Raw genomic sequence first — 21952 nt, 5'->3', positions numbered from 1 at the left:
TCCTTTATAGCTTCTGGCCCCATACTTCTGTAAGTTCATTGTTAACCCCTATGACATCTAATATTCTCCCCGTAGTATTTACTATTGCTTCTTCAAGATTATTAGGCCTATTATAATAACTTGGTATTGGTGGAAATATTGTTACGCCCATTTGGGATAAGTCCAGCATATTTTTTAAATGAATTGAATTAAAAGGAGTCTCTCTAACGACTAAAGTTAACTTTTTCTTTTCTTTTAATACTACATCTGCAGCTCTTGTTATCAAGTTATCAGATAGACCATTACTAATTGCTGCAACAGTGCGCATTGAACAAGGGACCACAACCATACCATTAGTCTTAAAGGAACCACTTGCAATAGGTGCGCAAAAATTGTTTGCATCATATACATAATCTGCTAATCTTGATATTTCATTTAAGTCCATATCAAGTTCTTGCTTTAGAACAATTTCTCCCATTTTACTAGCAACAAAATGAGTTTCAATGTTTTTCTTTTTTAAAGCAGCTAATAAAGATACGGTAAATATTGAACCACTACCACCCGTCATTCCTACAATAAGTTTCATAACGACCTCCTTTTATTAACTATGTATATTTAAAGCAAATTTCGTGCCAATATTTGAATCAGGTCTTAATATTAACTATATTTTTTCAATTTTTAAGTTTTGCCTTTAATACTCTCTTATTTAGCTTTTTAATCTTTAAATTTATTAAATCTAAGATAGTGGGAGTATTTTTTTACTAAAATATTTTTAGAATAAGTTTTTTTATCGGAATTTTTTTCCATTTATCGGAATTATTTTCATAGCTATTTGATTAAAACATTGCTTTATCTTATTTTAAGTTTATTTTATTTATTAATAATCTTTTTCAATGGTAGGTTTAAAATCATTGAAACTAATCAACTTTTTGTTATGTACAACTTCAAATGCTAGCAAATCTATTGTTTGTATGTTAAAATTTTAAACAAGGACGCAACTAAATATATTTTTTTGAGTGAATTATTTGCTATTGTATAGTTTGCTTTAAGTTTTTATATAGTAATTTTTTGTTTTTCAGGGCGTTTTAAAAATTTATTGCTTTATAATTACTGTATTTATATGAGGAGATCTTATGATATATAAATTTATCGGAGAAAAAAATTACCCTCCATTTGATTTTATTGTTGAAAATAAAGCTACTGGTTTTAATGTTGATATTACAAATGCTATTTGTAAAAGTTTGAATATCCAACATGATATTAATTTGAAAGAATGGGCGAAATTAATAGATGATACCAAGACTGATAATGGTTACATATATCAAGGTATCTTTAAATCTCAAGAGCGAAGTAAATATCTACATTTTTCTAATAGTTATTTGACTGTTTCACATTCATTTTTAGTAGATAAGTCGAAAAATAGTTTAGAAAACAAACAACTTAACGAAATGATTGTTGGAGTACAACGTGATTCTGTAACTCATGATTTTTTGAAAGAAAAAAGAAATCAAGTTGTTTTACGAGAATTAAGATTGTTTAATAATCATACAGAAATACTAAAAGAATTATTCAAAGGTAACTTAGATGCTATTGCTGGAAATCGAATGACGATATTATACCTAGTAAACAAGTACTTTAAAGATAAAGAGCTTATTACAGTTGGAAATCCAATAGAAATGTCCTCACTTTGTTATGCAGGTTCACATAATTCAAAAGAAATGATGGATAAAATTAATTTAGGTCTAAAAATTATTAAGGAAAACGGAATTTATGATTTAATTTATCAAAAGTGGTTCGGGGCAATCATTAGTAAATTCAACGACTATTTTGTTGATAATGTTGATACAGCTGTAATCTATATTGATTCTCTAGGTAAAATTGTACGTATCAATAAAGTTGCCAATGAACTTTTAAATAATTATGATTTAATAGGAAAAAATATATTCTCTTTTGGAATAAATAGCATACTGCCAATAGGTACTATAAGAAAAGTTATGGATGGACATGAAGAAAGTATTTTTGATAATGTTAAGTGTGAAATTAATAATTCAATCGCTTATTTATCTTACTGTGCGACACCAGTGCATGATAGTTTAGGTAACGTTAACGGTGCAGTAATAAGTATCAAAAATGAAACTAAAGACATAATTGCAAATAAAAAATTGGTAAACTATGATAAGCTAAAATCACTAAGTAGAATTGTCGGAGGAGTTGCTCATGAAATAAGAAATCCTCTTACTTCAATAAAAAATTATATCGATCTATTACCTAGGCTATATGATGACCCTGAGTTTAGATTATCAATAATAAAAAATTTACCTCAACAAATAGAAATTATTGATGAGTTAGTGAATGAACTCTTACAGTATACAAAGCCGCAAAAACCTTGCATGGAAGTATTAGATTGTAAGAATATTATCGATATAACTATAAGATTAACTAAATTCAATAAAAACTTAAACATAATAAATAATGTTCCAGAAAACGTTTTTGTTTTAGTTGATAAAAAATATTTGATGCAAGTTATTACTAATATTTTAATAAATTCTGTTGATGCTTCAAATGATGGTGATAATATTGTAATAAATGGATACCTGAATAAAAATAAGGATTATTATAACATTGAGATTTTAGATAATGGAATTGGTATAGAGAAAGAAAAATTAGATTATGTTTTTGAACCTTTTTTTACTGATAAAACTTCTGGAACTGGCTTAGGTTTATATATTTGTCATCAGTTAATGAGAGAAAACAATGGATCAATAGATATTGAAAGTAGTATAAGTAAAGGCACAAAAGTCACTTTAAGCGTGATTAAGTATAAAGGAGAACTGAATGGAAAGTATATTGATTGTTGATGATGATATTCTAATCTGCGAAACTCTTAGATTTACCTTAAAAGACAAATATGTTATTTTCACTGCTAAAAATATTGAAGATGCATTATATATTTATAACACAAATAATATTCAACTAGTAATAACTGATTTGAAGCTTGGGCAAGAGTCCGGAATGGATCTGTATAAAAAAATTAAGTATTTAGACCCTAAGAATGTAGTAATATTAATGACTGCTTATGGTAGCACTGAATTAGTTATCAAAGCAATTAAAGATGGAGTCTTTTACTATATTAATAAGCCTATAGACCTACACCAACTTGAACTTATTATTGAGCAGGGTATTAAATTTAAAAATCTTTATAAAGAAATTGAATATTTAAATAACCAGTTAAGTGCAAAATATTCTGACTTTGGAATAATCGCTGACTCCCACGCAATGAAGAAAGTAATAAATACTATTGAAAAAGTTAAAAACATTAATTCAACTATACTTTTAACAGGAGAGAGTGGTACTGGAAAAACTATGTTAGCAAAATATATTCACTATCATGGTAATAGAAGAACTAAGCATTTTGGAGTAATAAACTGTGCAGCTATTCCATCTAATTTGTTAGAATCTGAGCTATTTGGATATAAAAAAGGTGCTTTCACAGGAGCTTTAAAAGACAAACCTGGAATGATTGAGTTAGCTAATGGAGGTACGTTTTTATTTGATGAGATAGGAGAGTTAGACCTTGCTCTCCAAACAAAACTTCTCAGAGTAATTCAGGAAAAAGAAGTTTTTCCTATAGGAGGATCTCAACCTAAAAAGATTGATATAAGAATAATCGCCGCAACAAATAGAAATTTGGTTGATTTGATCAACGAGGGCAAATTTAGAGAAGATCTTTATTATAGACTTAATGTAATAAATATTCATGTTCCTCCACTTAGAGAAAGAAAAGAAGAAATATTTAAATTAGTCGAGTTATTTATCACTAGATACAGCACTCTTCTTGACAAAAAAATAGACCTTATTAGTAATGATTTTTGCAAAACTCTTTTAGACTATAGTTTCCCAGGGAATATTAGAGAACTTGAAAATATAATTGAAAGAGCAGTTGCTTTATCAACTGATGGAGTATTAGATACCATAGACATTGAAAATAATATTTTAAGTTATGAATCTATTGAAAATAGTAAACCTTCAAAGCTAATACCAATATTCTTAGGCGAAAGCTTAATAAACGCAGAAAAAAAAATTATTCTAGAAACTCTAAAACAGTGTAGCTATAATAAATCTGAAGCAGCAAAAATACTTGGAATTACAGAAAGGACCATAAGAAATAAATTAAAAACATACAAGAGTGATCTAATCATTGATTAAAACTTATGTCTTTATTGCTTACTATAATTTCAACATGTTATAATGATAAGTTTTGTAAGTATATTATATTGAAGAGGTATTAAAGCCATGTAAAAGTTTTAATAAGAAAATAATAAACGCTTAAAAAATCGAGTAGGGGCTAATTTATAGCCCCTCTCACACCACCCGTACGTACCGTTCGGTATACGGCGGTTCAATATTTTCTTGTATCATATTATTTATTACTGATGTATCTATTTAACTTTATTCTTTTTGTATCCGAACCTTGAGAAATAAATACGTCATTTCTTGTGTTCCATCAAGTCATAGTACATCCTTTTCAAATATTACAATAAATATCGTTCCTCCCTTCGCTCCATTTCCATTACAGAAACTTCTTCGCTACTATGGATTCTGCTGACTTCTCACTATTCGTTGTTACTACTATTCCGCTAGTGAGACCTCACGGGATAAGCCCTAATACTTTCATCGTTTACTTGCAGAATTTACGCTTTGGGTTTACGGTTACCTTTTGGGTCTTTGCTATCTTTGGCTAGCTTGCCCACCTGTCACGCCTTATATTCTGTTCCTGTTCGTAAAGCCACGATTTCGCTATTGCTTCTTCTCTCCTAGATGTCGCCATCTAAAACTTGCAAGTCGCTATTAGATTCGTCAGTAACTACGCTCCGTAGGGATTTTCACACCAGCATTAGAACATAACCCTCATACTAAAAAATAGGCCCAAGGTCTCCCTTAAGCCTAAATACTGGTCTTCTTCGTAAACTGTATGAATAATTTTATTAGATAAAAGAGGATTTCTGCTAGCTTTCCAGCGTTCCTGTAGGCCAGGTAGAGATTTTTCCACTGGGGCTTAAACTTTTCCTTGTAGGCTTCTTAGGTCTATTAAATAATACTTGTCTACATAGACTCCCATTATTGAAGCAGCCTTTACAAAGGACATATATAAATATTCGAACCTGCCTAGGTCCTCTGAAATTGATTTTATTTTAAAGGATGGTGGAGTTATTGTTGGCAGCTCTTCATCAACTAAAATCGAATAATTTTGGCCAAAGATTAGGCCTTCTTGGTCAGTTTTATTAGAGGCGATAATTAAATCCCCTGGCACAAAGTTTTCAGATTTTTTGCTGACGACAAAGCCTCCATCTCCAATATAATAGCCTTCAATTCTTCCTGACTCTGTTGCATTTATACAGGCTACTAGGAAGATCATTATAAAAAGTCCTAGGACCATAATTTTTCCAAATTTGTTTTTCATAGTTCACCTTTTCTTTCCTAGACTATAATACAGCATTTTTGTAGATTTGTCTTAGCTTTTTATAAAATTCATCTTTGAAAAATCAAAGAGAAACTTTTTATAAAAAAACAAGCCCTCTTTTGGGCCTGTCTTTCTTTGGATCTTTAATTGATCTTGTCGCTTGTCTTAGGTTTGGAAACAATAAAGATTATAATAAAGGCCAGGGCGTAGGCTAAAATTATAAATAGGTTAGTCTTTATTGTTTCAATTGACGGATTTTCTTCTAAGAGATTGTTGTTTTTAATATAGTAGTAGCTTGGAAAAATTTTGCCGATTTTTAAGGCAGTTGATCCAAGAAACTTTTGAGGCACAAAGGCTCCGCACAAAAATGACGAGCCAAGGGCCAGGACATTAGTAAGACCTTGGACTGCATTGTCGTTTTTAATTAGGCTGGTAAACATGACAGCCATTGCCACAACTGCCAGGGCAAAGACCAGGGAGTTTACCATCATTAGGTTGATGTCTGTCCTAGTAAAATCGTACTTGTACAAAATTACAAAAATTAACATATACAAAAACCAAACTCCTAGGCCTGTTGTTATATGGCCTAGCATTAGCTGAAAATTCATTTTGCTTTTAGGCAAAGGAGAGACTAGGTTTCTCATTGCCACAGTTTTTTTCTTGTAGACTTTTACAATAATAGCAACTATTAACATAACTTGAGACAAAAGCAGGTAGTTTAAAAAATTAAAGTAAAAGGCAGAGTGGTCCTCAGTTTTCACTCCAGCTGCAGACCTTATAGCAACTACAAATTTTTCTTCTAGGTCCTCATTTGTGTTTGAAATAGCTTGATCCATAGAAAAACCTGCTAGCAAATAGCTTTCAACTTGGCTTAGGTATTTATTTACTTCTTCCTTTATTTTCATGCCCCCTATGTCTCCAGGGGCTGCCTTGTATAAAACTTTTTTCTCCTCAGCAAAGTCCTTTGGAATTTCCAAAGCCACGTTGATATTTTGGTAAAAGAGTTTGTCTTCTACTAGGTCCCTGTCTATGTCTTTTATTTTATTGGCCTTGCCTAGGTAGGCTACAAGAGCTTTAGACAGGTCTGTCTGGGCCTCATCGTCTACATAAATATTTATAGCAACACTTTCATAGCCCTGGGCCTCTTCGCTTCGTGTAAAAAACATTAAAAGGACTAAGAAAATTACAGTGTATAAGATTATTGGGACCTTGTGGGTCCAAAGGATTTTGAAATAGTTTTTATAGACTTTCATATTCTTTACCTCTCATAAAGTACAAGGACAAGGCTCCAAGGACTAGGGTTATTAAAGATAAATAGAAAATATTTTCCATAAATCTCTGACTTGACTCGTAATAATAAAGGGAATAAACTGCGTCGGTAATTAAGGTGACTGGATTTATTTTCCCAAGTAGGGGCAGGCGTTCAGCAATTAGTATTTTCATATCTGGAACCATCATCCCTGCTAAAAATGACATAAACATAGTAGTTGCTATGCCCAGGCCTTGTTTAATATTGAGGCTTAGTTTGTTTGAAACTCCAAGGAAGATTCCATAGACAACTCCAGTTAGAGATGAAAGGGCAGACAGTAAAATTATAAGGGAAAACTTGTCCCCAAAGTCCACAGCTAAAATTTCCTTTAAATAAAAAATAAAAATCAAATTAATAGAAAAGTTTATTAGCCAGCTGGCAAGAATGGCTGCACTTAGGGTCAGGCGTTTTTTAGTCGGCGCCACTGTATTTCTCTTTGCATTTACAGAAAGGTTGGCCTCGTATTGGTAAATTACATACATGCCCCACATGTAGCCATAAATTGTGGTCATGCCTAAGAGGGTGTAGAAAAATGTATTTACTGGATCCATATTCTTTCTAGAGACGTCTTCTATGTGATCTTCAATGTCTAAAAATTTTGTCAGATCAGTAGTCGGATCTTTTGCCATAAGCCTGCCTATAAGAGAACTTTTTTGCAAGTAAACATTCATTATTGTCTCTACAATAGACTCATCTATGCCTGATTTTTTGGTATAAATTTTGTCCATAGAGGCGATGTAGGCTTTTACATCAGAGTCTCTAACTAAAATATTTTCATCACTGGTCTTTGTCAGCTTAAAATATTTTTCCTCTTCCATTTCCTCTAAGAAGCTTTTAAAGTATTGGTCTTCAAGGAGGTCTTCGTTTACAGCTACATTTATAGTCTCAAACTTAGAATCTGCCATTATATTTCCAAAGGCCAGCTTAAAGAAAATTCCTAAAATAATTGGAAAGACCAGGGCCCAAAAGACCATTTCCCTTTGTCTAAGTAAATATTTTAATGTGTTTTTAAATGAGTGCCAAAACATTTTAATCCCTCAAATCCTTGCCAGTTAGGTCTAAGAAGACGTCATTTAAACTTGGCTTTTCTACATTTAATGACTTGTAAGTTACTTTATTTTCGTCAAGAACTTTTATTAGGTCTATTAAATAGCCTTGGCCAGCAGAAAATTTAAGTTTGACTGTCTTGTCATCGTAGGCAAAGTCTATAAGGTTATTTAGGCCCTTAATTTTTTCAACAAGGTCGTCACTTAGATCATTGGCTGTAAAGCTTATTTTTTCATTTACTTCTATCATGTCTTTAAGCTCGTTAGAAGTTCCCTTGGCAACAAGCTTACCCTTGTCAATAATTACTATGTCGTCGCACAAAAAATCTACCTCGTCCATATAGTGGGAGGTATAAATTATTGTGGACCCTTCCTTGTTTAAATTTTTTATGCCTTCTAAAATATTATTTCTAGATTGAGGGTCTACAGCAACAGTAGGCTCGTCTAAAATAATTAATTCTGGTTTGTGGGCTATGCCACAGGCTATGTTAAGTCTTCTAAGTAGGCCGCCAGATAATTTTTTCGGTTTAAACTTTACAAAGTCATTAAGGCTAACTAGGTCTATGGCTCTTTGAACTAATTTTTTTCTCTCGTTTTTATCTCTTATATAGTGGCCGCAAAAATAGTCAATGTTTTCGTAGACATTTAGCTCATCATAGACTCCAACATCTTGGAAGACCACTCCAATTCTAGCCTTAATATCGTAGGCATCTGGAGACATTTCCTTGTCAAAAATTTTTACACTGCCTCCATCTTTTTTTAGGAGAGACAAGATACAATTAATAGTAGTCGACTTGCCAGAACCATTTGGTCCTAGGAGGCCTAGGATTTTTCCCCTTGCAACATCTAGGTCTAGGTTGTTAACTGCAATTAACTCCTTGTATTTTTTTGTAAGCCCTCTTATTTCTATTACATTTTCCATATAAGTCCTCCTTTGCCTTCTATTATTGTATAGCCTTATAAAAGTTCTTGTCAGACTTATGTAAATTTTTTGTAAATTTTTTACTTGTACTTGGACGTAAAAAAAGAAGACAGTTATTAACCATCTTCTCGCTTTTGTCCTTTTAATCTGAATTTGTTCTTTGAAAAAGTTCTAGGTGTATTATAGAAGAAAGGTTTATGGCCTGGACATTGCCCTCACTTCTAAAATAAATTGTGTCCTTATATATTTCTTGGACCCGACCTACAAAGGGATCTTTCCTAAGGTCGGTATAGAGTTTTAAGTCTAAAAAATTTATATAGGCCTGGCCTAGTAAAAGTCTTAAATCTTCTTCAGACATTTTTTTCGAATAGTCTATTGTCTCGTCTTCTGCTTCTAGGGCTGTCCTGTGTTCAGATATAAAAAATCCAATCCACTTGGCCATGCCTCTATCTACGTATTTTCTCGCCGACTTAAAGGGCAAGTAAGACCTGTCAATCATTTTATCCCCTCCATGCCTCCACAGTGGCCGCCAATTAATTTGCTTCTCTCTATGGCCCTGGCTCCTTCTAGGAGAGAGTCTCCCCTTTTAATGGCTAAAAAGCCATAGTCATTTCTAATTTCATCTACAACCAAGTCCAAGGCCTCCATTTTTTCAATTTTTTCTAAGTCATCAAAAAAGCTAAAGGGCCTGTAAGATTTATCTACTAAATTGTCATAGCGAACTCCTAGTCTTCTAACTGCCCCGCCCTCATAGTGTTTTCTAAAAAGTCCTAGGACATAGGACCTTAAAATTTGAGATGCTGCAGTTGGCATAATTTTTTCTTGGACATTAATAGATTTTAAATTTTCCTTGTAGGAGTAGCCAACATAAATTGAAACTACTCCAGCTAATTTTCCTATAGACCTTATCCGTCTAGCTACTTGGTCGGCCATTTCTCCAAGGACTAGTTCAATTTGTCCCTGGTCTGTGTAATCGTGGGGAAGGATTTGAGAATTTCCTAATCCCTTAGACTTTGGAATGTAGGGGACTTTTACATTGGACTCGTCTACTCCATTGGCGTGAAACCAAAGTTGGAGGCCGATTATGCCAAATTCTTTTTCTAGCCTGTCAGGATTTGCATTGGCCAAGTCTCTTATAGAAAAAATTCTAAGTTTATTTAATCTCCTTGCAGTCCTATCTCCTATGCCCCAAAAGTCTGTCAAATTTTTTATGGTCCAAACTTTTGTCTCTACATCTTCGTAAGACCAGTTGGCCCTCATGGTCTTAGTTTTTTTCGCCTCGTTGTCTAAGCAGAGTTTTGCAAGTAATGGATTTGCATTAGACATGCCTACAGTTGAATAAATTCCCGTGGCTTTTAAAATATCTTTTTGAATTTTTAAGGAGACTTGGTCTAGTTTGTCTTTTCTACTTAAACTTTTATCTGGCACAAAGTAGTTTAAAGACCTAGTCAAATCAATAAAGCCTTCGTCTATAGAATAGGGATAAATTTCCTCTACTGGCGCATAATTTTTAAAAACCTCTTGGATCTTTAAGTTCTCTTCTATATATAAGGCCATTCGCGGCGGAACAATTAAAGTCCTCTCTGCCCAAGTTTCTATATAGGAAACTAGGTCTTTGGTTATTCTTATGCCCTTGTCCTTAAAGGGATCTACTTTAAATTTTCTGGTCTCTATATCAAAGGGAAGGTCCCTGACCCGACCTACATTTCCCTTGCCAAAAACTTTTTTAAAAGTTGGGGAGGCTGCTAAAATTAAACCTGATGAGTTGTCAGCCCTAGACATTACACAAAGGGAAGTCCTTAAAGGATCAAGGCCTCTCATTACACATTCAACAGAGGCGTAAAAACTTTTCATATCTACAAAGGCTATATCTGATTTTGGTTCTTTTTCATAATCTATATAAGCCATTATGTTTACCTCTTTCCTAAAAAGAATCTTCTCCTGGCTTGTAGGCCTTTAAAAATTGAGAGCCTGGGGTTTCTACTTGGATTTTTTCTATATTTAAAAGTTTTAGCTTGACCATTTCAGCTAGCTTTAAATTTAGTAAATTTATATCTACGCCTAGGGTCCCTGCTAGGTCCCTGTCAGTCATTCCCTCTTTGAGATATTTAAAAATATCTTCGTCTCTTATAAGTAAGTGGGCAGCAAAAATATTGGCCTCAATTTCAAATTCATTTGTCGGATTAAAAATCCTACTTTCTTGAAAGCTGGCTCCGTTTTTACAATAGTCTCGATGAAGTTGGTCGTGGCCTAGTTCGTGGGCTAAAACTGTATTTTTTAAATGGCCCAAGTTTCCTGGGATGAAAATATAGCGGTTTTTTAGAAGAATTTTGTACATACCTAAGAGGCTTTTTGTGTCAGCCGTATATTTTATCTTCACATTAAGTCTGGCTGCTAGTTCTTCTGGGTCTCTGGTCTGGTATTTATCTACCAGGGTCTGAACCCTGTCATAAATCCACTTGTTAGCCATAAAATCAATCCTTTTTCTTGCCGTATTTTTTATTTTCTAATTTGGCCTCCCAGTAGGCCTCTTGAATGGCTTCAAAAAGGGCGTCCTTGTCTTCTTCAGCAAGTTCGCCACCAGCAAATAGTCCAGTCATAGATGACAAAAGTTCTTCTGCCTCTCTGGCTCCTTTAGATCCATAGGTCTTGTGGGCCTTAACTACAAAGGCCGATTCGTTAGTGAGCAGATAGTTAAGGTCTACCTGGAAGAGGTCGGCGATTTTTTCATACATGTCCATGGTCCTTGGCCTGGTGCCTTTAAGTTCGTAATTGCTAATGGCCTTAAGGCTAAGACCAAGGGCATCAGCAAGGTCTGCCTGGGTCATATTATTTTCTTCTCTAAGTTTTCTAAGTTTTGATCCAAAAGTCATAAGGGCCTCCTATTTTGTTTTTTAGAATTTAAACTTTAGTTTTTTTCTTTAATTAGAAGTTTAACTACTTATATTTTAAACTGCTTTTTGCTTTTAGTCAAGATAATTCTGAACATTTGTTTGTTTTTTTATTTCGAATACAAATTTTGAATTTTAAAATGAATTTCCTTGTAAATTTTTAAAACTCATTCTGAATTTTTAATTTTTGCTTTTTGGGTAGAAGAATAGTAAGTAGATTTTAAAAAATATAGGAGGTTATAAGATGGCATTTTCAATGAAAGACAAGAAAGTTATAATCACAGGCGGAGCCAAGGGCATTGGCGCAGGAATTACTGAAGCCTTTTTAGAAGAAGGAGCCAAGGTAGTTTTTACAGGCAGAAACGAAAAAGACGGCCTGGCCTTTGAAGATGAGATGACAAAGAAAAACTATGAAGCCAGCTTTGTAAAGGCAGATGTCTCTTCTGAAAAAGACACAGAAAAACTTTTTAAAGAAGCAAACGACATTTTAAATGGCATTGACATTGTAGTTTTAAATGCAGGTTATTTCCCAGAAGAAAAAACTTCAACTATGACCTTAGACCAATGGGACGAAGTTTTGGATATTAACTTAAAGGGAGTTTTTCTAAATACTAGAGAGGCGATGAAATATTTAAAAGATGGAGGCCGAATAGTTATTACCTCTTCAATAACAGGAAATAGAGTTAGAAACTCAAGCCTTCCTCACTATGCAGCAGCCAAGGCTGGAGTAAATGGTTTTATGAGATCTGTTGCCCTTGAACTGGCAGGAAAAAATATTACCATTAACGCAGTTGAACCTGGAAACATTATGACCCCAGGTATGAGAGAAAACTTAGGAGCAGAATATATTAAAAACCAAGAATCTGTTATTCCAATGGCAGCCCTTGGCGAACCAAAGGACATAGCCTATGCAATAATGTTCTTTGCATCAGATGAGGCAAAATATATTACAGGCCAATCAATAATTGTAGACGGAGGCCAAATTCTTCCAGAGTCTCCATTTGAAATGTAAAAATTTTTTTAAGTCAAGGATTGAGGTCCTTGGCTTTTTTTATTTGCTAAAAAATATTTTTGAAAATAAAAAATTAGTGCCAGAATTTTTTCTAGCACTAACAAATCTATTTTTACTTGTCGATTTTTACTTTTTCTCTGGCAAAGGCCCTGGCCAGTCTGCCTTGGAGCATCTTGTATTCTCTTTGGCTGGCCTGGTTTTTCAAGGCGGCTTTTGCATTTTCTTCTGCCTTCCTCGCCCTGTTTATATCTATTTCTTCTGGCCTTTCAGCAGTTTCAACTAAAACTAGAACGTCACCGTTTTCAATTTTTACTAGGCCATAAGAAACTACGAAGCTTTGTTTTTCATTGCCTAAGTCTATGGTCATTTTCCCTGGCACAATTTCGCTAATTAAATTTCTATGTCTGGCTAAAATTCCATACTGACCTATTTCAATTGGTAGGTTTAAATACTTGGCTGGTCCCTGGTAGACTATATGGTCTGAGGCGTAGACTTCTAAGTTAAAATCTTTTCTATCATTCATTTAAGGACCTGGCCTTTTTTATTACGTCGTCTAGATTTCCAGTATTGAAAAATGCTGCTTCTGGATACTTATCCATTTCTCCACCAACTATGGCAGAAAATCCTTTAATTGTTTCTTCAAGGGGAACGTAGACTCCCTTTTGGCCAGTAAATTTTTCTGCTACTGAAAATGGTTGGGACAAAAATCTTTGAACCTTTCTGGCCCTGTAAACTGTCTTCTTGTCTTCTTCAGCAAGCTCGTCTATACCTAAGATGGCAATAATGTCTTGGAGTTCGTTGTACTTTTGTAAAACTTCTTGGACCTTCCTAGCAACCTTGTAGTGGTTTTCTCCTACAATATCTGCTTCTAGGATTCTTGAAGTTGAAGTTAGGGGATCAACTGCTGGATAAATTCCCTGCTCTGCAATTTTTCTAGACAGTACTGTTGTTGCATCTAGGTGAGAAAAAGTTGTTGATGGAGCTGGGTCTGTTAGGTCGTCAGCTGGAACATAAACTGCTTGGACTGATGTAATTGATCCGTTTTTTGTCGTAGTAATTCTCTCTTGCAAGGCTCCCATTTCTTCTGCCAGAGTTGGTTGATAGCCAACTGCTGATGGCATTCTTCCCAAAAGTGTAGAAACTTCTGACCCTGCTTGGACAAAACGAAAGATGTTGTCTATAAAGAGAAGGACGTCCTTGTGTTCTTGGTCTCTAAAGTATTCAGCCATTGTTAGGCCAGATAGGGCCACTCTCATTCTAACTCCAGGTGGCTCGTTCATTTGGCCAAAGACTAGGGCAGCTTTTTCTAAAACTCCTGACTCTTTCATTTCCATCCAAAGGTCGTTGCCTTCTCTTGACCTTTCACCAACTCCAGTAAAAATTGAATAGCCACCATGTTCAACTGCAACATTGTGAATAAGTTCTTGGATCAAAACTGTTTTACCAACTCCAGCTCCGCCAAAAAGTCCAACCTTGCCGCCTCTTGGATAAGGCTCTAAAAGGTCGATGACTTTTATTCCCGTTTCTAGAATTTGAGATTCTAATGATTGGTCAAAAAATCCTGGTGCCTTTCTGTGAATATTCCATTTTAATGTATCTTTAGGAAGTTTTTCTCCGCCATCAATTTCTTTGCCAAAGACGTTAAACATTCTGCCTAGGACATCTTTTCCTACTGGCACCATAATTTCATTGCCATCTCTTAGGACTTCCATGCCCCTAGCTAGACCTTCAGTTTCTGACATCATTATACATCTAACTACATTGCCTTCTTCATGGCGGGCAACTTCCATTATTTTTTCTTCTCCATCTACCAAAACTTTTAAGGCCTCTCTCAGTCTTGGGAGATTATTTTTTTCAAAGGCCACATCAACTATTGAACCTGATATGGCTGTAATTTTTCCACTTGCTAACAAATTTTTCCCTCCCTATTTTTTCTGTGCCTGGGCTCCAGCAGAAATTTCTATAATCTCTTCTGTAATTTGTCCCTGTCTTAGTCTGTTGTATTGGATTTGTAAGTTTCCAAGTAGGTCGTCTGCATTTTCTATGGCAGAACTCATGGCATTCATCCTAGCATTTTGTTCAGCTGAATACGAATCAACTAGGGCCCCATAAATTATTCCAACAATATAGGAAGTAATTAGCGGCTCTAAAATTTCATCAAGGCTAGGATAAAAAGTAAATTCGTTTTTTATAGTCTTTTCTTCCTCGAACTTTTTGTCGTCAAAGTAGTCCCTGTGAAAGGGAAATAGTCTCATTGAAACAGCCTGGCTTGAAAAGCTATTGACCATGTTGGTATAAATTAAAAATATTTTCTTAAGTTTTCCCCTATCGTATTCTTCTAAAATATTTGTGGCAATTTCTCTGGCCTCGTCTAGACTAGGGTCTTCAGCTGAAAAGACAAAGTTCTTTTCTACAGGAATATTTCTCTTAGCAAAATAATTTTTCCCAAAAGATCCTATAGCAAAGAGCTTGCAGTCCTTGTGGTCTTCTAAAATTTTTACAGCTTCTTTAACGACGTTGAGGTTATAAGATCCAGCTAGGCCCTTGTCTGATGTTATTACTATTAGGCCGTAGGTTCCATTTTCAAAGTCCTTCATATCTTCTGGATAAATATATTTTGAATCAAAGGTCTTTAAAGTTCTAATAACTCTTTTTATTTCCACTTTTAAATTATCAAAATAAGGCCTAGTGTTTTCTAGACTTTCTTTGGCCTTTCTCATCTTTGTAGATGAAATTAAATACATGGCCTTGGTTATTTTTCTTGTATCTTTAATTGATCTAATTCTGTCCTTGAGCTCTTTTGAACTAGGCATACAATCACCCTTTTATTTGCTTGAATCTAAATAGGCCTGAGCTAGGCTAATAATTTTTTCCCTGCTGGCATCTGTAAGGTCCTTGGTCCTTTCAATTTCTTCAATTAAGGCTGGGTCTTCACTTTCAATATGAGAAATTATATTTTTTAAAGTTTCTTTGATTTTCTTTTTGTCTAAGTCTATTAAAAGTTTAGCAAGAGCAACTACTAGGATAATAACTTCTTCATAGTGCTTAAGGGGAGAAAATTGATTTTGCTTTAAAATTTCCATTAGCCCTGACCCGTAAACTAGTTGTCTCTTAGTGTTTTCATCAAGGTCTGAGGCAAATTGGGTAAAGATTTCCATTTCCCTATATTGGGCTAGACTTAGTCTTAGGGACGCAGCTGCCTTTTTTATGGCCTTGGTTTGGGCAGCGCCGCCAACTCTTGATACTGAAAGGCCAACATTTATAGCAGGTCTTTGGCCAGCAAAAAACAAGTCTGACTCTAAAAATATTTGTCCGTCTGTAATTGAAATAATATTTGTCGGTATATAGGCTGAAATATCTCCTGCCTGAGTTTCTACAATTGGCAGTGATGTAATTGAGCCGCCACCTAGTTTTTCAGAAAGCTGGGCTGACCTTTCTAAAAGTCTAGAGTGGAGATAAAATACATCCCCTGGATATGCCTCCCTGCCTGGTGACCTTTCAAGTAAAAGTGAAATTGACCTGTAGGCTACAGCGTGTTTAGACAAGTCGTCATAAATTATTAGGACGTCCTTGCCTTGGTCCATAAAGTATTCGCCAATGGCAGTTGCTGAATAAGGGGCGATGTATTGAAAGGCAGCTGAGTCTGCTGCAGTTGCTGCAACAACTATACAATTATCAAAGGCGTTTTTCTTTTTTAAGTTTTCTACAAGCAAGGCTAGAGATGAAGCCTTTTGACCAATAGCTGCGTAAATGCAAATTAGGTCCTCGTCTTTTTGTTTTAAAATTGTATCTAAGGCTATGGCAGTTTTACCTGTTTGTCTGTCGCCAATTATAAGTTCTCTTTGCCCCTTGCCAATTGGAAACATTGAATCTATTGCTAAAATTCCAGTTTCAAGAGGCCTATAAACAGACTGCCTGTCAATAATTTCTGGCGCTTCTTTTTCGATTTTGTAGTAGGCTATAGGAGAAATTTTTCCCTGGCCATCTATTGGTTCACCTAGAGGATTTACAACCCTGCCTAAGAGGTCAGGGCCAACTGGAATGCCAGCTGTCTTTTTGGTCCTAAAAACTTGGGACCCTTCTGAAATGTCTTTGTCTTCGCCAAAGATAATACAGCCTAGGTAGTCTTTTTTTAAGTCTAAGACCATGCCCTTTACTCCAGTTTCAAAGACTACAATTTCTCCGTAGGAGGCAGATTCTAAACCAGTAAGTTTGGCAATGCCATCTCCAATTGATAGGACCCTGCCAATTTCTTCTCCCTTGGTCCTTGGTCTAAATTCTTTGAGCTTGTCTGTTAAAAGACTTAGATAATTAGATGAATCTGTATCGATGTTTTCTATGGACCTAGCAAGGTCTTCAAGTCTAGAGGCCTTTGTCCACTTATAGGTTTTTGAGCCAATCGTTAGGACAAAACCATCTGAAATAGATTCATCTTTAGACCATCTTAGGTCCAGGTCTAAAGATTTTTCATTTTTAAAAAAACTTTTTAGCTTTTCTTCTTGGTCTGCCCTTGGTTTTTCTTTAGATCTAATAATAGCTTGAACTTTTTCCATCCTAGTCCTCTTTTCCAAAAGCGTGAATAAAGGCGTCATAAGGGTCTTGGTCATCGTTTACAGATTTTTCAATAGCCTTAACAAGAAGGTCTTTGACCTCTTCCTTGCCTTCTTTTATTAGTTTTTCTCTTTCAAAGTCGGCAGATGCTTTGGCTTTTAATAGAATGTTTTCTTCTTCTTTTTTAGCCTTAGCTATAATTTCGTCAGCTTCTTTTCTAGCTTGAGCCTCAGCCTCAGCCTTAAGGTCTTCTTTTTCTTTTCGAAAGTTTTCTAATTTTTCTTCATGGTCTTTAAAAAGATTTTCGGCATCTTTTAAATTTTCCTTGGCCTTTTTGTCCATATCTTCGTAGTAGGCCTTTCTCTTGTCCATAAAATTTACAACTGGCTTGTAAAGTAAAATATAAAGACCTAGACCTAAAATCGAAAAGTTGAAAATGTGATAGATAATTTGTAAAAAATTAATTCCTAAAATAGGATTCATTGCTGCCTCCTATAGTACAAATATAATTAGTATGGCTACAATTAGTGCATAAATAACTAAAGTTTCAATAAATACAAGTCCTAACATTAAGGTTGTTCTAATTGAGCCTTCAGCTTCAGGTTGTCTAGAAATACTATCAGTTGCCTTATAAATTGCAAGGCCCATGGCTATAGCAGCTGGGGCTGCAGCAAGACCTATGGCAAGAGCTGATGGTAAAGCCTTGGCTTCAGCTATAGTTTGTGCTTGATTGCTAGAATCTTCTTGGGCAAAGGCTACATTTGTTGAAAATACACAAACAACTAAGACGATGGCGACAATAACTAATAATTTCTTTTGATTTTTCATAATTCCTCCAAAATTTAAAATAGATTTTTTATTTTTTTAACTCTCCATGCTTTTCACTGACTTCTCCATAAAAAAGTGAAGTTAAAATTGTCAGTACATAGGCTTGGATAACAGCGTGAAGCAAGGTAAAGACAATTGCAACCACAACTGGCAAGCCATAGGAAAGATATACATAGTGATAGATTAACTCATTTACTAAAAGGCCACTTAACAAGGCTCCAAAAAGTCTAAAGGACATAGACAGTGGTAGAGAAAAATCCTTGAGTCCCTTTAAAAGTCCTTTCGGTCCGTTAGCAACTAGTCCTCCTCCTAAAATTACCAAATAAGAAAGACCGCCTAAGGCAATAGCTCCGTTTATATCAGAAAGAGGAGCAGGCAATGCCAGTGACCTAGAAGTTGTCGTCAAAGCCTGGATGCCAAAAAGTTCAAAGATGGTGCCGACAAAAACGTAAAGACCTGCTGCAAAAATATAGGCTCCTAAAAACTTATTTCTGTCAGGACTGTTGGACTTGGCTAAATTGTTAAAATATCCAACTATCTCTTCAATAATAATTTGTCCCTTAGATGGCACATAAGAAAATCTTGGAATAAAAAATATTCTAATAATAAGAGCCCCAAGGAGAATTATCCCACTGACAGTTACAGCAGATACAAGTCCTGGATTGACTTCCCTTCCTAGAAATAAAATTTTGTTTTCATTGTGAACTACAGCATCTTTCATAGCCTGGCTTATTGGCTCAGCTTCAATTTGAGGAGCCTTTATAATAAAGCTTAGGACAAAAGATGCTATAATTAAAGCTGCAAAAACATAAATTGGCTTTTTCTTCATTAATAACCTCCAATCTTAAAAACACAAAGGACCTTCAATCATTCGATTAAGGCCCTGGGTCTTAAAAAATATTTACTTACATATTCTACTCTTAATTTTTCAAAAAGCAAGAAAGATTTATTTAGAAAATAATTTTTGTCTCTCTATAATACTTATACCACTAAAAATAACTTTCCTACAAATTTTTTTAAAAAAAAATTTTTTTCAAGAAAAAAAGACAGCCTCTTGGACTGTCTCGTTTTTAAAAATCTTCTGGATTTCCTCCAGCTTGTCTAATTGTATCTCTGGCTCCTTTAATTATGGCGTCAGATGTTTCTGTTGCTCCAGAAACTCCGTCAACGTTAGGAGACTTATTTTTTAATATTTCATAGGACACATCTGTTAGGGCTGTTTTGGCAATTTGGGTAGTTTCGTTGTGGTCTACAACTTTAAAGTCAGATATCCTGCCGTTTTGTACAGTAAGTTCTACTGTAATTGGAGATATAAAACCGTCGTTAGTTGACTTATAAACTCCATCTCTTAGGTTTGTTTCGCTAGTAGTATAAAATTCTTCGTTGTTTGAAATTTCAGTAGCAACTGCCCCTTGAGGGGTTTCGTCTTTTAAAGTGCTTACTAAAATCATCAAAGCCATCAACAAGGAAGTTAAAAATAAAATCCTTCTCTTCTTTCTATCCATTAAAACTGCTCCTTTAAGCCACTTGTCCTTTAGTAATTTTTTCATCTACTAATATAATATAATAAGCAGAAAATTATATCAACTTGTAAAGTGTGTTATTTTTATTAAATTTTGAAGACAAAGATTTACAGGTTACTTTTTTATTTGCTTTATTTCTTAGTTTAGCCAGTCTATAGCGGCTTGGTAAGGATCTTCAGTAACTAAATCTGGACTTAGGCTTTCTTCTCCATAAATATTTCCTTGTCTGTCTTTAAAAAATCCAACAGTTAGATTTAGCATAATATTTTCCCACAAGGGAAAACTTTGGTTGACAGAAAGATAGCCTGCTGTATCTGTTCCAAAGGTCCTGACATTTTCTAAGCCTTTAAAAGCAAGTAAGGTCGCTTCTCCAGATGAACCTGTATTAGGTCCAATTAAAACTGCAATTTTTGTATCTGTCAGTTTATTCTTATTAGAAACTTCCAATCCATGATATGATTTTATCTTTCCATTTTCTAGGTCTATAGTCAAGGTCTCTTTGTTGTTTTTATCTACAAGAGAAAATATTCGTCCATCTGGAAAAAGAGGAGATAAGCCAAGAAGCATTGGATACATAGATCCACCTGGATTGTCTCTTAGGTCAACTATTACTTTTTTTATTTGACCGCCTTCAAGGGCTGCTGAAATTTTATTTGCATAGGCTTCTTCCCTTTCACTAGTAGAAACAAATTCTGGGACCTTAATGTAGACTAAGTCTCCTTGTCTTTTTATGCTAGGTTCAATGTAAGACTTTTCTCTTTCTTCTTCTGTTTGCAAAGTAAAGGCTGCAGAATGCTTTCCTCCAGCTATTTTAGCTGCGTCATTTAATAGTTTTACTAGGTCTTTCTCGCTTTCAATAGCTTTAACCTTGTCTAAGTAGGAAGTCTTAGCTGCTGTCCACTGGCTAGTAGAAGAATAAATTCCAAATTTGTCCATTTTATTTATTCCATCTCTTCCTAATCTTTCTAAACTTGGTGGAAGAACATAAAAATTATAGCCTAGACTAGAAAAAATAGCTGGCAGCAACAGACCTAGGCCTAAGCAAATTAATATTAATATTCCTATAACTTTAGTAAGCTTTTTCATTTTTTCACCTCATAAATTGAGTATAAGTCTTTTAAAACCTTAAGTCCTTTTGAATAAATAAAGAATTTCTTAAAAAACTATAAAGAAAAAAGGGCCTCAGCCCTTAAATCTATTTATCAAGTAGATAATCTATAATTTTTACAGGTCTCCCATCTTTAATATAGACCCTTGGAACCCTATGAGAAATTGAAGAAATAATATCGATTTTACATGTGTTAGACCAGCCTGCAACATCTCCAATTACAGGGGCATTTTCTTCATAGCCAAAGACTATAACCTCATCTCCAACTTGGCAGTCAATATCTGTAACGTCGACCATAAATTGGTCCATACAAATTTTCCCACGGATTTTGGCCCTCTTTCCCTTAATTAAAACTTCGCCAACATTGGCCATTTGTCTTTTTATTCCGTCGGCATAGCCTAGGGCAAGGGTGGCGATTTTTGTCCCGTCTTTTTCAACTGTGTAGGTGCCGTTATAGGAAATTTTTGTTCCCTTGTCGACAGTTCTGATCCTGACAATTTTCGTTTTCAATTGACAAGTTGGAAGAACTGGAAGATTTGAATATTTTTCAGGCTCTTCTACTAGGCCCATAACTGATGACCCAGGTCTAACTAGGTTGTGATTGTACTCAGGTAGGGATACAACAGCACCAGAGTTAGAAGTGTGTTTAAGACCTAGGTCCACTCCCCTAGCTTCAAGTTTATTTATAAAATCTAAATAAGCCTTTGCCTGTTTATAAGATGTTTCCTTGTCCCTTTCTTCAGAAGAAGTAAAGTGGGTAAAGATTCCTCCGATTTTAAGGCCCCTTAGTTTAGAAATTTTTTCAATATCAGCTAGCGACTGGTCAGAAAGGTCAAAACCAATTCTAGTCATGCCAGTGTCTAAGGCTAGATGAATGGTGTGAACCTTATTTCTCTCTTCAGCTAGGTCTGAAAGAACCTTAGCATCTTCGTAAGAAAAAATACTTGGCATAAGATTATAGTCTAGTAGATACTTGTACTGACTTCTTGGCGTATAGGATAAGAGTAAAATTTCCTTAGTCGATCCTAGCCGTCTAACTTCAAGAGCTTCGGAAACTAAGGCCAAGGCATAGTAGTCAACTTGGTCATCAATAAGGGGAAGCAGTCCCCTCACTCCCAGACCATAAAAATTTCCCTTAACAGGAACCATTAACTTAACATCTGGCCCCAAACGCTTTCTTATTAATCTTATATTTTCTAAAACCCTGTCTACATCAACTTCTAAATAGCCAGGACGAATATCGGATAGTTCTAGCACGCTTACACTCCTAAAAAATCATTTCCTATTATTATAGCACAAATTACTTGAAAATATTAAGTCTG

At 34.8% G+C, this 21952-nt stretch carries 22 protein-coding genes; 3 read left to right on the top strand and 19 right to left on the bottom strand.

The features are described 5' to 3' along the window. Positions 1-4 precede the first annotated feature (4 nt). Positions 5-565: a UbiX family flavin prenyltransferase gene (locus BN2667_RS08890; RefSeq protein WP_054252967.1), complete on the bottom strand. Its 561-nt coding sequence runs from the start codon at positions 563-565 to the stop codon at positions 5-7. Positions 566-1112: 547 nt separating this feature from the next. On the opposite strand from BN2667_RS08890, the gene BN2667_RS08885 reads away from it, so the two are divergent. Both BN2667_RS08885 and BN2667_RS08880 read left to right on the top strand, forming a co-directional pair. Then, positions 1113-2837, top strand: coding sequence for a transporter substrate-binding domain-containing protein (locus tag BN2667_RS08885; RefSeq protein ID WP_054252966.1), 1725 nt, complete (start codon positions 1113-1115; stop codon positions 2835-2837). Then, entirely contained in the window at positions 2815-4185 is a 1371-nt protein-coding gene (locus BN2667_RS08880) for a sigma-54-dependent transcriptional regulator (protein WP_054252965.1), read from the top strand. The genes BN2667_RS08885 and BN2667_RS08880 overlap by 23 nt, the downstream gene beginning before the upstream one ends. A gap of 850 nt (positions 4186-5035) precedes the next feature. Here BN2667_RS08880 and BN2667_RS08875 read toward each other — a convergent pair. The 8 genes from BN2667_RS08875 to BN2667_RS08840 form a co-directional block, all read right to left on the bottom strand. Then, positions 5036-5440, bottom strand: a complete 405-nt coding sequence (locus tag BN2667_RS08875) for a hypothetical protein (RefSeq protein WP_054252964.1) — start codon at positions 5438-5440, stop codon at positions 5036-5038. A gap of 143 nt (positions 5441-5583) precedes the next feature. Then, entirely contained in the window at positions 5584-6693 is a 1110-nt protein-coding gene (locus BN2667_RS08870; RefSeq protein ID WP_054252963.1) for an ABC transporter permease, read from the bottom strand. Continuing rightward, complete coding sequence (locus BN2667_RS08865) at positions 6680-7777, bottom strand: ABC transporter permease (RefSeq protein ID WP_054252962.1); 1098 nt, start codon at positions 7775-7777, stop codon at positions 6680-6682. The genes BN2667_RS08870 and BN2667_RS08865 overlap by 14 nt, the downstream gene beginning before the upstream one ends. A 1-nt stretch (position 7778) precedes the next feature. Then, the gene (locus BN2667_RS08860) at positions 7779-8717 is read right to left on the bottom strand and encodes an ABC transporter ATP-binding protein (RefSeq protein WP_054252961.1); all 939 of its coding nucleotides are present in this window, start codon (positions 8715-8717) and stop codon (positions 7779-7781) included. Between the two features lie 142 nt (positions 8718-8859). After that, positions 8860-9216, bottom strand: a complete 357-nt coding sequence (locus BN2667_RS08855) for a hypothetical protein (protein WP_054252960.1) — start codon at positions 9214-9216, stop codon at positions 8860-8862. Then, the gene (locus BN2667_RS08850) at positions 9213-10625 is read right to left on the bottom strand and encodes a Y-family DNA polymerase (RefSeq protein WP_054252959.1); all 1413 of its coding nucleotides are present in this window, start codon (positions 10623-10625) and stop codon (positions 9213-9215) included. The genes BN2667_RS08855 and BN2667_RS08850 overlap by 4 nt, the downstream gene beginning before the upstream one ends. Before the next feature lie 16 nt (positions 10626-10641). Next, positions 10642-11187, bottom strand: coding sequence for an ImmA/IrrE family metallo-endopeptidase (locus BN2667_RS08845; RefSeq protein WP_054252958.1), 546 nt, complete (start codon positions 11185-11187; stop codon positions 10642-10644). 4 nt (positions 11188-11191) lie between these two features. Further along, positions 11192-11590 (bottom strand): helix-turn-helix domain-containing protein, encoded by a 399-nt coding sequence (locus BN2667_RS08840; RefSeq protein WP_054252957.1) that lies wholly within the window; start codon positions 11588-11590, stop codon positions 11192-11194. 262 nt (positions 11591-11852) lie between these two features. Here BN2667_RS08840 and BN2667_RS08835 point away from each other — a divergent pair, with 262 nt between their 5' ends. Then, the gene (locus tag BN2667_RS08835; RefSeq protein WP_054252956.1) at positions 11853-12620 is read left to right on the top strand and encodes an SDR family oxidoreductase; all 768 of its coding nucleotides are present in this window, start codon (positions 11853-11855) and stop codon (positions 12618-12620) included. A gap of 112 nt (positions 12621-12732) precedes the next feature. Here the strand turns inward: BN2667_RS08835 and atpC are convergent, their stop codons facing one another. From atpC to alr, 10 genes are all read right to left on the bottom strand, one after another. After that, positions 12733-13143 (bottom strand): ATP synthase F1 subunit epsilon, encoded by a 411-nt coding sequence (gene atpC / locus BN2667_RS08830; RefSeq protein ID WP_054252955.1) that lies wholly within the window; start codon positions 13141-13143, stop codon positions 12733-12735. After that, positions 13136-14533: a F0F1 ATP synthase subunit beta gene (gene atpD, locus BN2667_RS08825; protein ID WP_054252954.1), complete on the bottom strand. Its 1398-nt coding sequence runs from the start codon at positions 14531-14533 to the stop codon at positions 13136-13138. The genes atpC and atpD overlap by 8 nt, the downstream gene beginning before the upstream one ends. A gap of 12 nt (positions 14534-14545) precedes the next feature. Further along, entirely contained in the window at positions 14546-15433 is an 888-nt protein-coding gene (gene atpG / locus BN2667_RS08820; protein WP_054252953.1) for an ATP synthase F1 subunit gamma, read from the bottom strand. Between the two features lie 12 nt (positions 15434-15445). Further along, positions 15446-17173: a F0F1 ATP synthase subunit alpha gene (gene atpA, locus BN2667_RS08815; RefSeq protein WP_154865169.1), complete on the bottom strand. Its 1728-nt coding sequence runs from the start codon at positions 17171-17173 to the stop codon at positions 15446-15448. 1 nt (position 17174) lies between these two features. Beyond that, positions 17175-17654: an ATP synthase F0 subunit B gene (locus BN2667_RS08810; RefSeq protein ID WP_054252952.1), complete on the bottom strand. Its 480-nt coding sequence runs from the start codon at positions 17652-17654 to the stop codon at positions 17175-17177. Positions 17655-17663: 9 nt separating this feature from the next. Next, complete coding sequence (locus BN2667_RS08805) at positions 17664-17999, bottom strand: ATP synthase F0 subunit C (RefSeq protein WP_082380244.1); 336 nt, start codon at positions 17997-17999, stop codon at positions 17664-17666. A 28-nt stretch (positions 18000-18027) separates the two neighbouring features. Beyond that, positions 18028-18828, bottom strand: coding sequence for a F0F1 ATP synthase subunit A (locus BN2667_RS08800; RefSeq protein WP_054252951.1), 801 nt, complete (start codon positions 18826-18828; stop codon positions 18028-18030). Positions 18829-19069: 241 nt separating this feature from the next. Further along, positions 19070-19549 (bottom strand): FMN-binding protein, encoded by a 480-nt coding sequence (locus tag BN2667_RS08795; RefSeq protein ID WP_082380243.1) that lies wholly within the window; start codon positions 19547-19549, stop codon positions 19070-19072. Between the two features lie 111 nt (positions 19550-19660). Further along, the gene (locus BN2667_RS08790; protein ID WP_054252949.1) at positions 19661-20608 is read right to left on the bottom strand and encodes a S41 family peptidase; all 948 of its coding nucleotides are present in this window, start codon (positions 20606-20608) and stop codon (positions 19661-19663) included. Between the two features lie 109 nt (positions 20609-20717). Further along, positions 20718-21887, bottom strand: coding sequence for an alanine racemase (gene alr / locus BN2667_RS08785; RefSeq protein WP_054252948.1), 1170 nt, complete (start codon positions 21885-21887; stop codon positions 20718-20720). Positions 21888-21952 lie beyond the last annotated feature (65 nt).

The organism is Neofamilia massiliensis (assembly GCF_001299475.1).
GTDB classification, from domain to species: domain Bacteria; phylum Bacillota; class Clostridia; order Tissierellales; family Peptoniphilaceae; genus Neofamilia; species Neofamilia massiliensis.
The sequence above is the reverse complement of the archived record's forward strand: the minus strand, read 5'-3'. Positions and strand labels throughout refer to the sequence as shown.

What these genes read in the sequence shown, in the direction of transcription:
- BN2667_RS08805 (WP_082380244.1), bottom strand. Translation starts at nt 17,999, where the DNA reads ATGAAAAATCAAAAGAAATTATTAGTTATTGTCGCCATCGTCTTAGTT.
- atpA (WP_154865169.1), bottom strand. Translation starts at nt 17,173, where the DNA reads ATGGAAAAAGTTCAAGCTATTATTAGATCTAAAGAAAAACCAAGGGCA.
- BN2667_RS08880 (WP_054252965.1), top strand. Translation starts at nt 2,815, where the DNA reads ATGGAAAGTATATTGATTGTTGATGATGATATTCTAATCTGCGAAACT.
- BN2667_RS08835 (WP_054252956.1), top strand. Translation starts at nt 11,853, where the DNA reads ATGGCATTTTCAATGAAAGACAAGAAAGTTATAATCACAGGCGGAGCC.
- BN2667_RS08890 (WP_054252967.1), bottom strand. Translation starts at nt 565, where the DNA reads ATGAAACTTATTGTAGGAATGACGGGTGGTAGTGGTTCAATATTTACC.
- BN2667_RS08870 (WP_054252963.1), bottom strand. Translation starts at nt 6,693, where the DNA reads ATGAAAGTCTATAAAAACTATTTCAAAATCCTTTGGACCCACAAGGTC.
- BN2667_RS08885 (WP_054252966.1), top strand. Translation starts at nt 1,113, where the DNA reads ATGATATATAAATTTATCGGAGAAAAAAATTACCCTCCATTTGATTTT.
- BN2667_RS08800 (WP_054252951.1), bottom strand. Translation starts at nt 18,828, where the DNA reads ATGAAGAAAAAGCCAATTTATGTTTTTGCAGCTTTAATTATAGCATCT.
- BN2667_RS08845 (WP_054252958.1), bottom strand. Translation starts at nt 11,187, where the DNA reads ATGGCTAACAAGTGGATTTATGACAGGGTTCAGACCCTGGTAGATAAA.
- BN2667_RS08860 (WP_054252961.1), bottom strand. Translation starts at nt 8,717, where the DNA reads ATGGAAAATGTAATAGAAATAAGAGGGCTTACAAAAAAATACAAGGAG.
- BN2667_RS08875 (WP_054252964.1), bottom strand. Translation starts at nt 5,440, where the DNA reads ATGAAAAACAAATTTGGAAAAATTATGGTCCTAGGACTTTTTATAATG.
- atpG (WP_054252953.1), bottom strand. Translation starts at nt 15,433, where the DNA reads ATGCCTAGTTCAAAAGAGCTCAAGGACAGAATTAGATCAATTAAAGAT.
- BN2667_RS08840 (WP_054252957.1), bottom strand. Translation starts at nt 11,590, where the DNA reads ATGACTTTTGGATCAAAACTTAGAAAACTTAGAGAAGAAAATAATATG.
- BN2667_RS08850 (WP_054252959.1), bottom strand. Translation starts at nt 10,625, where the DNA reads ATGGCTTATATAGATTATGAAAAAGAACCAAAATCAGATATAGCCTTT.
- BN2667_RS08790 (WP_054252949.1), bottom strand. Translation starts at nt 20,608, where the DNA reads ATGAAAAAGCTTACTAAAGTTATAGGAATATTAATATTAATTTGCTTA.
- atpC (WP_054252955.1), bottom strand. Translation starts at nt 13,143, where the DNA reads ATGAATGATAGAAAAGATTTTAACTTAGAAGTCTACGCCTCAGACCAT.
- BN2667_RS08855 (WP_054252960.1), bottom strand. Translation starts at nt 9,216, where the DNA reads ATGATTGACAGGTCTTACTTGCCCTTTAAGTCGGCGAGAAAATACGTA.
- BN2667_RS08795 (WP_082380243.1), bottom strand. Translation starts at nt 19,549, where the DNA reads ATGAAAAAATTACTAAAGGACAAGTGGCTTAAAGGAGCAGTTTTAATG.
- BN2667_RS08865 (WP_054252962.1), bottom strand. Translation starts at nt 7,777, where the DNA reads ATGTTTTGGCACTCATTTAAAAACACATTAAAATATTTACTTAGACAA.
- BN2667_RS08810 (WP_054252952.1), bottom strand. Translation starts at nt 17,654, where the DNA reads ATGAATCCTATTTTAGGAATTAATTTTTTACAAATTATCTATCACATT.